At 66.1% G+C, this 12,338-nt stretch carries 11 protein-coding genes; all 11 read right to left on the bottom strand.

Annotated elements, in window-relative coordinates:
• Positions 1 to 305: 305 nt before the first annotated feature.
• The gene (locus RT697_RS16590) at positions 306 to 500 is read right to left on the bottom strand and encodes a putative motility protein (RefSeq protein WP_056316520.1); all 195 of its coding nucleotides are present in this window, start codon (positions 498 to 500) and stop codon (positions 306 to 308) included.
• 278 nt (positions 501 to 778) lie between these two features.
• Entirely contained in the window at positions 779 to 1,753 is a 975-nt protein-coding gene (locus RT697_RS16585) for a hypothetical protein (protein ID WP_313700309.1), read from the bottom strand.
• A gap of 128 nt (positions 1,754 to 1,881) precedes the next feature.
• Entirely contained in the window at positions 1,882 to 2,382 is a 501-nt protein-coding gene (locus RT697_RS16580; RefSeq protein WP_191578119.1) for an acyltransferase, read from the bottom strand.
• A gap of 20 nt (positions 2,383 to 2,402) precedes the next feature.
• The gene (locus RT697_RS16575; protein ID WP_313700308.1) at positions 2,403 to 3,158 is read right to left on the bottom strand and encodes a cephalosporin hydroxylase family protein; all 756 of its coding nucleotides are present in this window, start codon (positions 3,156 to 3,158) and stop codon (positions 2,403 to 2,405) included.
• Positions 3,159 to 3,980, bottom strand: coding sequence for an NAD-dependent epimerase/dehydratase family protein (locus RT697_RS16570; protein ID WP_313700306.1), 822 nt, complete (start codon positions 3,978 to 3,980; stop codon positions 3,159 to 3,161). It abuts the gene before it with no gap.
• Entirely contained in the window at positions 3,977 to 5,221 is a 1,245-nt protein-coding gene (locus RT697_RS16565; RefSeq protein ID WP_313700304.1) for a class I SAM-dependent methyltransferase, read from the bottom strand. The genes RT697_RS16570 and RT697_RS16565 overlap by 4 nt, the downstream gene beginning before the upstream one ends.
• On the bottom strand, positions 5,218 to 5,775 hold the full coding sequence (locus tag RT697_RS16560) for a dTDP-4-dehydrorhamnose 3,5-epimerase family protein (protein ID WP_313700302.1): 558 nt from the start codon (positions 5,773 to 5,775) through the stop codon (positions 5,218 to 5,220). Before RT697_RS16560 ends, RT697_RS16565 begins: the two co-directional genes overlap by 4 nt.
• Positions 5,772 to 6,842: a CDP-glucose 4,6-dehydratase gene (rfbG, locus tag RT697_RS16555; RefSeq protein ID WP_313700301.1), complete on the bottom strand. Its 1,071-nt coding sequence runs from the start codon at positions 6,840 to 6,842 to the stop codon at positions 5,772 to 5,774. Before rfbG ends, RT697_RS16560 begins: the two co-directional genes overlap by 4 nt.
• The gene (gene rfbF / locus RT697_RS16550; RefSeq protein ID WP_313700300.1) at positions 6,827 to 7,597 is read right to left on the bottom strand and encodes a glucose-1-phosphate cytidylyltransferase; all 771 of its coding nucleotides are present in this window, start codon (positions 7,595 to 7,597) and stop codon (positions 6,827 to 6,829) included. Before rfbF ends, rfbG begins: the two co-directional genes overlap by 16 nt.
• Positions 7,594 to 11,022 (bottom strand): methyltransferase domain-containing protein, encoded by a 3,429-nt coding sequence (locus RT697_RS16545; protein ID WP_313700299.1) that lies wholly within the window; start codon positions 11,020 to 11,022, stop codon positions 7,594 to 7,596. The genes rfbF and RT697_RS16545 overlap by 4 nt, the downstream gene beginning before the upstream one ends.
• A gap of 257 nt (positions 11,023 to 11,279) precedes the next feature.
• On the bottom strand, positions 11,280 to 12,338 hold a 1,059-nt coding region (locus RT697_RS16540; RefSeq protein ID WP_313700298.1), incomplete at its 5' end, for a flagellin.

Below are 12,338 nucleotides of genomic sequence, written 5' to 3'. Positions count from 1 at the left end.
CGGTGTCTGACACCCTTGAGGCGGTGGTGAAACTTGAAGTGGATCTCTCCAGGGTGTCAGACACATCATCAGAGAAATACTCTGGCCCTGCTTATGGCGGTGCGGCGGTGTCTGACACCCTTGAGGCGGTGGTGAAACTTGAAGCGGATCTCTCCAGGGTGTCAGACACCTCATCAGAAGGTGTCAGACACCTCACCTGCAGTCGGCCGCCGCTGCGCGTCTCTGCGGGCCGGCCACGAAAAAGCCGCCCGTGGGCGGCTGATGTTCGTTCTTTGCGTTGCGGCGGATTGCCGCGTGGTGTGGATTTACGCGTGGGTGTTGATGCGCGAACCCAGCGTGCCGTCGATGGCCAGCACCGGCAGCGATTGCAGCAGCGTTGCGACCGAGTCGGCTTGGGCGTTGATCGCCTTCTTCGTCACCGATGCCTGCACTTCCATCATGAGGTTCGCGTCGCGCAAGGCCAGAGCGGAATTGACGGTGTTGTTGACGGAAGCATCCATGGTCTAGGTGTCCTGGTGATGTGAGGCCGGATCAATGGCCGAAGCAAGTCGCATTATGGGGCACGTCAATCGAATGATGCAAAACATTTCGCAATGATCGCGAGCCGCAGTGCATTGTGGCGTGGGTTCGTGGCGGGCATGTGACAGGCGCGGCGTCTCGCGTCGGCGCTGTCTGGCGAGGGGCACATTGACCATGGGGGCGCACGAAGGCTGCGCCGGGCATACCTTCACTTGTGGCGCACGAAGGCTGCGCCGGGCATAACTTCACTTGTGGCGCACTAAGGCTGCGCCGGGCATTCCTTCACTTTGCCCCAACCCTGATTCGGTTCGCAGTATTGCTTGCGTGCGGCCCATGCGCATTCGGGGCGCTCAAAGAATCCGAGTTCCGCGCACTGAGCGAGTGCTCCATCGAGCGCGGCGACCCAAGCCAGCGGATCCGGCGCGGGAATTTCGGTGATGCGCAGCGTCGATTGCGGCGCGGCGGGTGCGTTGGAGGAAGCCGATGACGTGGAACGATCTGGCTCGGTCGAGGGCGCATGCGGCGGCGATCCAGCCGAGGCGGTGGCGGAAGCCGTTGGCGTCGCACCATTGGACGCGTTGGACGAATCCGCCGGCGTTGCGCGATCCGACGTGGCAGGGGCGGGCGCGGAGGGCGAGGATGCGCCTGGTCCCGTTTCAGCCGTCGCGGGCGATGCGTCTGTCGGTTCGGTCCCGGTCGATGCTCCGGACGACGACCCCGCCGCAGGCGATGCCGGCCCAGAACCTGTTTCCCCTTGCCCGCGATCGAAAGACGGTGCGCCAGCGGTGTTCGATTCCGGCTGCACGGTAGGCGGCGGCGTCAACGGCACGCGCACCGGGCTGGCGGAGGTCGCGCCCGACGTTGCAATGTTGGGGGAATTCCACGACACCACCAGCAGCACCAGTGCGCCATAGATGGCCAGCGTATAGATCACGGTCATCGTCGCGCGGCCCACATTGCGGCGCGTGATGGGTTCGCCGTCCTCGCGGCCGAACAGGCTGCGCCAGCCGACCAGCGCCGCGCCCGGCGCCGAGATCAGCCACCAGCACAGGCGCTTGAACCAGCCCGGCTCCTGACGCGGCAGCGACGCCTGTACCTGCGCAGCCAGAAGCTCGCGCAGGGCGCGGTTTTCTTCGCGCAGGCGCAGGGTCTGCGTGTCCCCCGGCCCCTGGTCATCTTGATCCGGAGTGCCGTCGTGCTGCGTAGCGAGTGGATCGGGAGGCGTGGCGGTCATGTCGTGAAAGATATAGATACAAAAGCTGCGGACGCAATTATGAGGCATGTCCGCAGGGGGCAACCGGGGAATAGGACCGAAAATCGGCCGCTTGGCCCGAGTTTCCGTCACGCGTCCCACCCGCCGCGTCAGTCTCCCGTCGCTTCCCGGCGTCCCAGCAGCTTCATGGGATTGCCGCCTTGTATCGAATACGCCTCGACTTCGCCGCGCACCACGCTGCCCGCCGCGATGACGCAGCCCTGACGCAGCACCGCGCCGTCCAGCAGCACGCAGTTGGCGCCGATCCAGACGTCGTCCTCGATCACGATGCCGCCCTTGCTGGGCCGGAAGCCCTGCTCGCGGATGGGCAGGTCGCGACGGCGGAATTCATGGTTGGCCGGGGCGAAGGTGCAGTTGGCCGCCACCGCCACGCGTGCACCCATGCGGATGCCGTTGCCGGTGTAGAGCACGCAGCCGGAATTGATGACGCACTCCGGCCCGATCTCGACGTCGCCCGCGCCGCCCGCGGGCTTGATCTTCACGAAGGAATCGATCACCGCACGCGGGCCGACCACGATGCGCGTGCCGCGGGTCGAATCCTCGATATCGGCAAGCGCGGACACGCGCGCGGTGGGATCGATCTGGATCATGCTGTCAGGCCGCCGCGCAATCAGGCCTTGCGGCGCAGGAAGCCGTCCGGCGCGGACGTGACGAGCAGGCGGTCTTCGACCGAGCGGTCGATCTCAAACTCGGGGTGCTGCTTGATCCATTCCCAGACCGCCGTCTTGGGGTTGTTGCCCTTGCCCCAGTGGCGGCCGGGCCACTCGTAGTCGGCCGGCATGTCTTCCACAAAGGTGTCGAAGACAACGCAGTAGCTTCCCACGCTGACGAGATCCGCGTAGGCATTCAGTTCGGCCAGCACGTGGTCGTGGGTGTGGTTGGAATCCAGGCACACCATGATGTTCTTCTTGCCCTCGGCATGCGCGCGCACTTGTGCAATCGTCGCCGGGTCGATGCTGGAGCCCTCGATGAGATGAATGCGCTTGGCCAGCGGATGGGACTCGATGGCCTTGCGATTGTGCTCGCGGATTTCGATATCCACGCCGACCACTTCGCCTGCGCCCAGCAGTTGCAGCATGGAGGCCGACAGCATCAGCGAGCCGCCGTGGGCGATACCCGTCTCGATGATCAGGTCCGGCTTCACGGCCCAGATCAGCTCCTGCATGGCCATGGCGTCCATGGGCAGCTGGATGAGCGGCCGGCCTGCCCACGAGAAGTTGTTCATGTACTTGCGCTCCAGCGCCATCTGGCGCCAGGCAATGGAGAGCTCGCGGAATTCCTGGTCTTTGGCAAAGCCGGCAATGCGGGCTTCCTTTTCCTGGCGGTATTCCGGATGCGCGTCGGGCGTGGTTTCAAGGTAGGACATTCAGATTCCTTTGTGCAGACGGTACTGCGCTAGAAAATTCGGGAAAAATTCGGAAAACGGACGAGGGGGCTGGCGGCACAGCGCCTGCGTGCGGGTCACGTCGATGTCGTCGAAGGCCCATTCCGGCGCGTCGGGCGCGACGGATACGGGATAGCCCATGACGTCCTGCAGGCAAGCGGCGACCTCGCGGTTTTCAACGCCCGCGCCGTGCGCGACGTTGAAGATGCCGTTGGCGTCGGATAGCGCGATCGCCAGAATCTGCGAGACCGCGTCGTCGATATGTAGGTAGTCCTTGCGGGAGGCCAGCGCGGTGCGCAGCGTGATGCGGCCGTCGCGCGCGCATTCCTCCAGCAATTGGTCGATGAAGCTGTCCGGCGTGTCGCGCAGGCCCACGATGTTGGACAGTCGCGCCACCTTGGCGGGCCGTCCCCCATGCAGGCAGAGCGACTCGCCCATGAGCTTGGACAGGTTGTATAGGTCGCTCGCGTCGTTCGGATTGACGCGCAGCGTCGCGCTTTCACGCGTGTCGTTAACGCCCGCATAGACGCGTGTGCTGGACAGGTAGGTCAGACTGTCGAAATCGCCCTGGGCAAGCAGACTGCGCAGCAGGCACACGTGCGCCTCGACGGTGTCGAGCGGACGGCTGCGAAAGTCCGAGGTCAGGCCGATTGCGTAGATCACGTGCCCCAGCGGGCGGCGCAACACGTCCGCGTCCTGGCGCGGCGGGGCGTCACAGGCGACGCCATCGGCGCGCAGGCGCGCGACCAGATGGCGGCCGATGAAGCCCGAGGCGCCCAGAACGGTGACCGGCTGGCGATTCATGCGTGCGGGCCGCTGTCGATGGAAAGCGAAGGAATTGCCGTGACCAGCTTGGCGCCCCATTCATGACGCGCGTAGGCAAGCTGTTCCGACACCTCGGTCTTCAGATTCCAGGGCAGGATCAGGATGTACTCGGGCCGGTCCTCGCGCAGCCGGGCTTCGGCCACGATCGGAATGTGGCTGCCCGGCAGGTACTTGTCCTGCTTGGCGGGGTTCAGGTCCACCACGTAGGGCAGCAGATCCGGACGCACCCCGGCAAAGTTCAGCAGCGTATTGCCCTTGGCCGCCGCACCGTATGCGGCGATGCGCTTGCCGCCGCGGCGCAGTTCGACCAGGAATGCCAGCAGATCATTCTTGACGCGTTCGGCCTGCTGCTGGAAGCGCGCGTAGAAGTCCGGCCCGGCGACGCCGGCGCGCTGTTCTTCGTCCAGCGTGCGCGCGACTTCCGCGCTGACCTCATGCTTGCCGGTGTCCAGCCGCTGCGCGAAGACGCGCAGGCTGCCGCCGTGCGTACCCAGGTGCTCGACGTCGAACACCGACAGGCCGTTTGCCGTGAAAATGCGCGAGACCGCTGTGAGCGACAGGTACGAGTAGTGCTCGTGATAGACCGTGTCGAACTGGCCTTCCTGCACCATGCGCAGCAGGTGCGGAAACTCGAACGTCGCCACGCCTTGCGGCTTGAGCAGCGCGGCAAAGCCCGAGACAAAATCGTTGATGTCCGGCACATGCGCCAACACGTTGTTGGCGGCGATCAGGTCGGCGGCGCGTCCCGTATCGGTCAGCTCGTCGCCCAGCTCCACGCCGAAGAAGCGCTGCACGATGTCGATGCCGCGGTCGCGCGCGGCTTGCGCCGTGCTGGCGGTGGGTTCCACGCCGTAGCAGGGAATGCCGGCGTCCTTGACGTACTGCAGCAGATAGCCGTCGTTGGCCGCGATCTCGGCGACCATGCTGTCCTTGCCCAGGCCGAAACGGCCGATCATCGCATCCACGTAGCGGCGCGAATGCGCCAGCCATGACGACGAGAACGAGCTGAAGTAGGCGTAGTCGTCGGTGAACAGCGCTTCGCGGCCCGCGTGGTCTTCCGTCTGGACCAGCCAGCAGGACTCGCACACGAGGATGCGCAGGGGGAACCAGGTCTCCGGACCGCGCAACGCCGCTTCGCTCAGGTAGGCGTTGGATGGCGGGGCGTGACCCAGGTCGAGAAAGGGCAGGCGCAAGTCGGCCTGGCAATGGCGGCACTTCACAGTGCGACTCCAGAATAGGCAGCGTCCAGGCGCGGGTGTTGCTGATCGCGCTCGGACACCAGGGTAGGGGGGGCGGGCCAGGAGATGCCGACGCGGGCCTCCTGGAAATGCAGGCCGGCTTCGGCCTGCGGGGCGTAGGGGGCGGAGTGGCAATACAGCATTTCCACGTCGTCCGTCAGCGTCTGGAACCCGTGGGCGAAGCCTTCGGGAATCAGCAGCGCGCGGCCGTTGTCCGCCGACAGGCGTTCGGCATGCCATTGCAGGAACGTGGGCGAGCCCTGCCGCAGATCGATGGCCACATCCCAGACCACACCGCGGATGCAGCTCACCAGCTTCATTTCCGCAAAGGGCGGCAACTGGTAGTGCATGCCGCGGACCGTGCCAGCCTGCGCCGTATAGGTATGGTTGACCTGGGCGACCGGGCCGGTCCAGCCGCATGCCGCCAGATCGGCCGCATCGAACAGCCGCGCCAGAAAGCCGCGCGTGTCGCCGCGCGGATGGCGCTGCACGACCTTCAGGCCGGCGATCGGGGTATCGAGGATGGCGAGGCTCATGCGCGCGCCTCGTAGCGGTCGATGTCGGCATGGCACAGCGCCTGCGCATCTTCGCCGGCGTCGAACCGCCGGTACCAGTCCATGCTGTGCGTCACCGCCTGCGACAGCGCCCAGCGGGGCGCCACGTTCAACACGGCGCGCGCCTTGGATGTATCCAGGGTGAGCAGGCCGGCTTCATGCGGGCCTTCGATCTGTTCGGCATAGACCACGCGGCCCTTGCCGTAAGCGGACAGGGCCAGGTCCACCACGGTGCGCACAGGCGCCGCCTCGGCCGCATCGGGGCCGAAGTTGTAGGCGTCCGCCAGCGCGGGCGTGTTCCACAGCTTTTCCGCAAGGGTTAGGTAGCCGGCAAGCGGTTCCAGGACGTGCTGCCACGGACGCACCGACTGCGGGCGCCGCACATGGAGATCTCCGCCGCCGCGCCAGGCGCGCACGGCGTCAGGCAGCAGGCGGTCCGCCGACCAGTCGCCGCCGCCGATCACATTGCCGGCGCGCGCGCTGGCGACGGCCAGGCCCTGCTCGCGCAGGAAGGCGTCGCGATACGACGCGACGACCAGTTCGCTGGCGGCCTTGCTGGCGCTGTAGGGGTCATGTCCGCCCAGCGCGTCGTTCTCGCGGTACGGGTACGGCCATTCGTTGTTGCGGTAGACCTTGTCGGTCGTGACCATGACCGCGACCCGCGCCGACGGCGTGGCGCGCAGGGCGTCCAGCAGATGCGCCGTGCCCATGATGTTGGCGGCAAAGGTCTCGACCGGCTGCGCATAGCTCGGCCGCACCAGCGCCTGCGCGGCCAGATGCAAGACGACGTCCGGACGGGCGGCCAGCACCTGTTCGCGCAGCGCGGCGGCGTCGCGGATGTCGCAATAGTGGCTGCCGATCAGGGCGCCGATGCTGGCGGCCTGATACAGGCTGGGTTCCGTGCACGGCGGCAGGGCCACGCCTGTCACCTGTGCGCCCAGCCGATGCAGCCAGATCGCCAGCCAGCCGCCCTTGAAGCCGGTGTGACCGGTCAGGAGGACGCGCTTGCCGCGCCAGAAACCGGCATTCGGCGTTACCAGACTTTCCATGGCGCCTTGCCCGTGCTCCACAAGGATTCCAGCAGGTTCTTTTCGCGCAGCGTGTCCATGGGCTGCCAGAAGCCCAGGTGTTCGTAGGCGTGGAGCTGGCCGTCGCGGCTCAGCGCTTCCAGCGGTCCGAGTTCCCACGTGCAATCGTCGTCCTCGATCAGCTTGAGCACGCTGGGCGACAGCACGAAGAAGCCGCCGTTGATCAGACCGCCGTCGCCGCGCGGCTTTTCCGCAAAGCCCGTGACCTGATCGCCTTCGCGGCGCAGCGCGCCATAACGGCCCGGGGGCTGCACGGCGGTCACGGTGGCGGCCTTGCCGTGCTTGCGGTGAAAGGCAAGCAGGGCGGTGATGTCGATATCGGCCACGCCGTCGCCATACGTAAAGCAGAACGCCTCGTCTTCCTTCACATAGTCGGCCACGCGCTTCAGGCGCCCGCCGGTCATCGTGTTTTCGCCGGTGTCCACCAGCGTCACGCGCCAGGGTTCGGCCTTGCGCTGATGCACTTCCATGCGGTTGTCGGCCATGTCGAACGTGACGTCGGACATGTGCAGGAAGTAGTTGGCGAAGTACTCCTTGATCATGTAGCCCTTGTAGCCGCAGCAGATCACGAAGTCGTTCACGCCGTGGGCGGAATAGGTCTTCATGATGTGCCACAGGATGGGCCGCCCGCCGATCTCGATCATCGGCTTGGGGCGTGTGTGGGTCTCTTCGGAAATCCGGGTGCCAAGGCCGCCGGCCAGGATGATTGCTTTCATGCTTGGGATTCGCACCAGTTCTTGAACATTTCGCGCAGCGCGCCTTCGAACTTGCGCGCAAAGGCGGGTTCGTTCATCAGGGGGCTGGCGTGCATTTCGTCGCGCAGGCCGCCGCGGATCTTTGCAAGGGCGGGCAGGTCGCTCGCCAGCGCGACGACCTTCTCCACGTATTCGACCTCGGTCTGCGCGACCCACTCGGGGCGCTGGATGCCGTGCAGGATCGAACTGCCGATCCGGCCGACGCTGGGGCGGCTGGCGAGGGTGACGTACGGCACGCCCATGTAAAGGGTCTCGACCAGCGTCACGCCCGAGTTGTGGGGGAAGCAGTCCAGGCCGATGTCCATGCTGCGCAGGATGTCCCACGGGGGGCTGTCCCAGCCGATCAGCAGACGGTCGCGCGCGATGCCGTGCGCGCCGAAGCGGCTGGCCAGCTCCTCGCGCATCGGGCCGTCCTTGTAGCTGCGGCTGTTGACGATCAGGCGCGACTGCGGCACGCGGCGCAGGATCTCCGCCCACACGCCGACGACCTTGTCGTTCATGCGGATCGCACGGGTGAGGCTGCCGAAGGTGACGTAGCCGTTCTTCTGCGCCGGCAGGTCGTTGCACTCGCCCATGCCCGCGCCGGCGCGGTAGACGAAGTTGCTGTCGGCCAGGCGCCAGGGCTTTTCCGAGAACAGCGCTTCGCTGCCCGTGGGCGCCATGACCTCATCGCTCATGATGTAGTCGATGGCGTTGAGGCCCGTCGTGTAGCCGAAGCCCAGCCACGTCAGCGAGATGGGCGCAGGCTTGCGGGCGAACACGCCCAGCCGGTTGCCGCCGGTATGGCCGGCGACGTCGATCAGGATGTCGATGCCATCGGCGCGGATGCGGTCGGCCAGCGCCGCGTCGCTCATGCCGGCGGTGGGCGTCCAGGCATCGAAGTAGGTCTTGAAGCGCGTCGTGACGGGGTCTTCCGCGACGAACTCCGCATAGGCGTGCACTTCGACGTTCTCGCGGTCGTGATGGGACAGCAGGGGCTCGATGAAGTTGTTGCCCGAATGCTGGCGGAAGTCCGGCGACACGTACGCCACGCGGATGCGGCGCTTCGCGTCACGGGTGTTCGCGTGCGGACGCCATGTCGACCGCAAGCCTTCGCAGTGGACCTGGTTGAACTGGCGGTAGGCCTCGAACACTTCTTCCGCCGTCGCGGACGGGGAGTAGTTCAGGGAGAACAGCAGGTTGTTGTGCGCAATGAGCGCCTTGGGCGCCAGCGAGATCGCGGCCTTGGCGGCGGTTACAGCGCCTTCCGCATCGCCACGGTCCAGCAGGATCTTGCCCAGGTTCGTCCTGGCTTTCTCCTGATAGGGATCCAGCGACAGCGCGATCAGGCAGCTCGCCTGCGCTTCCTTGTAACGGAGTTCGGAACACAGCGCATCGCCCAGCACGCCGTGCGTGGACGCATCGCGCGGCGCCAGCTCCACGGCGCGGCGCGCGGCGCCGATGGCTTCGGACGTGCGCGTTAGCGCCGTCAGGCAGGACGACAGGATGATGTGGCTCTGGGCCCGCGCAGGGGCCAATTCCAGCATCTTGAGCGTGGGCGCGAGCGCCTGGCGGAACCTGCCCGAGTTGCACAGCGTGACGGCCAGCGGCTCCCAGGCCGCGGAAGCGCCCGGGACCGTCTTGATAAGCTGGCGCGCCAGGCCTTCAGCCTTGTCGTATTGCCGTTCGGTCAGAAGGTCCTGGATGCGCATGGCCAGTGTCGCCGCGGCGGGCGGCAGGCCGCCTGCCATCGAGCCTGCAGCCAGAACGCGCTGATTCAGGCTGACGCGCGCCAGGGCGCCGACATACAACCCGAAGAGCTGGGCGTCGCCGTGGCTTGCGGTCAGCGCCTCGTTCAGCAGCGCGGCCCATGCCGACGCCGAGCCTTGCAGCAGGCCATAGCGCTTGAGCAGGCCCAGCAGTTCCAGGAGGCCCGAGGTGTCTCGCGGGATCCCTTCGTCCTTGGCCTCGGGGGCGGTGCTGACCTGAAGCAGAGGCAGCCCTTGGGCAAGCCGGTCCGCCATGGTCTGAAAATCGGGCGTCAGGATGAGCTTGACGGGTTCGTGCCACAGGTTGAACCGCAGCGGAACGCCATCCGCAAGCTGTTCTGAAAGCGCCACGTTCAGGCAGGCTACCGGGCGGACCTGCGCATTGTCCTCACGGTCGTAAGGGCCCGCATCGACGCAGAAATGCGCCAGATCGTGCTCCATCAGCGTCGTCAGGGACTTGTCCAGCAGCTTGCGTGCGGCGCCGTCGTCCAGCCCTTCCGCGTGCATCAGCACGGCGACCAGCGTCGTATACGGCAGGGATCCCGGCCAGGCATGGGCAAGCGTGTCCATCAGCTTGACCATGTGCGCGTCCGTGGTCACCAAGCCGCGGCCCAGGTGGTTCACATAGGTCGCGCCCACTTCCTGCCCGTTGGCGGCCAGGCGCTGCGCGCCGCACGCCCAGCGCAGGTCCTTGAGCCGGCTCATGTCGGGCCGCGGCTGCAGCTGCTCGGCGGCGGCCTGGGTGGTGAAGAGACTTTGCCGGAATCCGCGTCCGGTTGCGAAGTCCAGGTATTGCTGCCTGACGCTGGCCGGCTGGCCCATGGTCAGCAGGCTGTGGGTCAGCGATACGTTCTGCCCCATGTTCAGTGCGATTTCGGACAGGGGCTGGGCATCGCCCACGTAACCCAGTCCGGCTTCGGCCGCCCGGCCCGCAAATTCCACGAAGTAGCAGGGATTGCTGGCGACCGGGACCACCGTGTCCTGCGTCTGGCCATCGAGGGCGCGCTGGAACTGTGCCGCGGCCGTCGCGAGCGGATTGCCGATCGGATTGGACGGCGCGATCCCTTCCTTGAACAGCGTCAGCGCCGCCAGCGCGCTGGCGCGGAACTGGTCGTCCGTCTGCGCGGCGTGTCCGTGCAGCATGATGGCGTCGCGCACGACTTCCTGGGCTTTCGCGCCGGGGTAGACGTGGTAGTCCACGTACAGGATGCCGTTGGGCGACAGCAGCCGGCCGCAGCGCTCAAGCAGGGCTTGCGCCTCGCCTGGCGGCAGATAGCTGTAAAGGCCGGTGACGATGATGTAGTCGAAGGGGCCGGCGCCCGGATCCAACTGGGCATAGTCCTGCGCCAGCAGCTGGATATTCGTCAGGCCCAGCGCGGCGGCCATTTCGCGGCCTTGCGCGATGACGGCTTCAGACGCGTGGATGCCGGTGACCTGCGCCTCGGGGTAGGTCAGGGCGAAGGGAAAAAGCCCCTTGCCGGTGCCGCAGCCCACGCCAAGCACGCGGGCCTTGTCCAGCGCCGGCGTCTCCACGCCATAGAGATAGGCGGTGGCCCGCAGGTTCAGGGGGGAGTGGCTGGTCGCCAGAAGTCCCGGTTCGGCGGTTGCCTGACGGTAGTGGTAAGCCGGATTCGACATGGATGCGGGTGACGGACAGGCGAGAAGCCCGGAGTACGAGGAATGAGGCAATTCTACGAATCGGCGCCTCTGTTCATTCCGCGAATCAGCGTCGGAATTCCGCGCCACTTTCCCCAAAGCGCCCGACGCCCGGCAGACGAAAAAAAACCCGCCAGAAGCGGGTTTTTGGGGCGACCGGGTAAGGCGCGAAGGGCCTTGCCCGGTCTGCAGCCGGAAAAGCCGTGGCTTTCCTGGCTGTTCGTACCGTTTGCCGAGAATTAACGCAGCAGCGACAGCACGGTTTGCGGCACTTGGTTGGCTTGCGCCAGAACCGAGGTGCCAGCTTGTTGCAGGATCTGAGCCTTGGACATGTTCGACACTTCCGTGGCGTAGTCGGCGTCTTGAATACGCGAACGAGCGTTGGAGAGGTTGTTGACCACGTTGTTCAGGTTGGCGATCGTCGATTCCAGACGGTTCTGCACAGCACCCAGTTCGCCGGTCAGCTTGTCCAGCTTCGTGAAGGCGGCGTCCAGCGTCTTCAGCGGGTCGGTCGTCTTCGTGCCAGCGCTGGTGTCTTCCGTGGTCAGCTTGCCGGAGCTGTTGACCTTGGCTTCCTTGCCGATCTTGGCTTCGTAGTCGCCGGTGCCCGTGCCGCTCTTGACCGTGGCCTTGCCCGTGTTCGGGTCAACGGTGTAGGTCGTGTCGTACGTCTTGGTCGTGGTGAACGTGCCCTTGTCGTCGACATACGTGTCGGTCGACTTGCCGCTCGTGAACGTGACGTTGGCGCTGGTGATGCCTTGACCCAGCTTGACGATCACGCCGCCGGCGGTGGCGTTGGCCTTGACGTTGGCCAGCAGCGCATCGGTGGCGATGGTGTTGGTGAACGACAGTTGGCCGGCCGTACCGGTGTTCGAGTACGTCTTGCCGCCGATCGAGACCGACGAGTTGCCGGCGCCGCCGCTGCCGTTCGAGGCTGCAGCCATGACGGAGTCGAGCGTAGCAGCCGTGGCGCTGGAGCTGTTGGTGGTCAGGTTGCCAGCGGCGTCCAGGAACGCGTCTTGGCCGCCGATGGTGACCTTGCCGGTCGCGTCCACGTCGAACGAGGTCGAAGCCGAGCCGTTGCTGTGCGTGTAGGTGGCGGTCGTGGTGCCGGTGGCCGGGCGCAGCGAGGTGGCCAGGGCGGTAACGGCAGCAGCGTTCGAAGCCGACTTGTCGGTGAACGTGAAGTTCTTGTTGGCGGCGTCGTACGTGTACGTCACGCCGGTGGCGCCTGCGCCAACGCTGACGGTGTTGCCGTTTTCCAGCTTGGCGAACGTTTGGTCGGCGGTAGCGGCAGC

This window comes from Achromobacter sp. (assembly GCF_032113835.1).
GTDB lineage: Bacteria > Pseudomonadota > Gammaproteobacteria > Burkholderiales > Burkholderiaceae_B > Achromobacter.
Note: the sequence above shows the minus strand (reverse complement) of the source record. Positions and strands in the feature narration are given on the sequence as shown.

Bases quoted from the DNA above. Each gene is read 5' to 3' on its own strand.
- RT697_RS16570 (WP_313700306.1), bottom strand. From the start codon at position 3,980: ATGAATCGCCAGCCGGTCACCGTTCTGGGCGCCTCGGGCTTCATCGGC.
- RT697_RS16590 (WP_056316520.1), bottom strand. From the start codon at position 500: ATGGATGCTTCCGTCAACAACACCGTCAATTCCGCTCTGGCCTTGCGC.
- RT697_RS16545 (WP_313700299.1), bottom strand. From the start codon at position 11,022: ATGTCGAATCCGGCTTACCACTACCGTCAGGCAACCGCCGAACCGGGA.
- RT697_RS16560 (WP_313700302.1), bottom strand. From the start codon at position 5,775: ATGAGCCTCGCCATCCTCGATACCCCGATCGCCGGCCTGAAGGTCGTG.
- RT697_RS16575 (WP_313700308.1), bottom strand. From the start codon at position 3,158: ATGTCCTACCTTGAAACCACGCCCGACGCGCATCCGGAATACCGCCAG.
- RT697_RS16585 (WP_313700309.1), bottom strand. From the start codon at position 1,753: ATGACCGCCACGCCTCCCGATCCACTCGCTACGCAGCACGACGGCACT.
- rfbF (WP_313700300.1), bottom strand. From the start codon at position 7,597: ATGAAAGCAATCATCCTGGCCGGCGGCCTTGGCACCCGGATTTCCGAA.
- RT697_RS16580 (WP_191578119.1), bottom strand. From the start codon at position 2,382: ATGATCCAGATCGATCCCACCGCGCGCGTGTCCGCGCTTGCCGATATC.
- rfbG (WP_313700301.1), bottom strand. From the start codon at position 6,842: ATGGAAAGTCTGGTAACGCCGAATGCCGGTTTCTGGCGCGGCAAGCGC.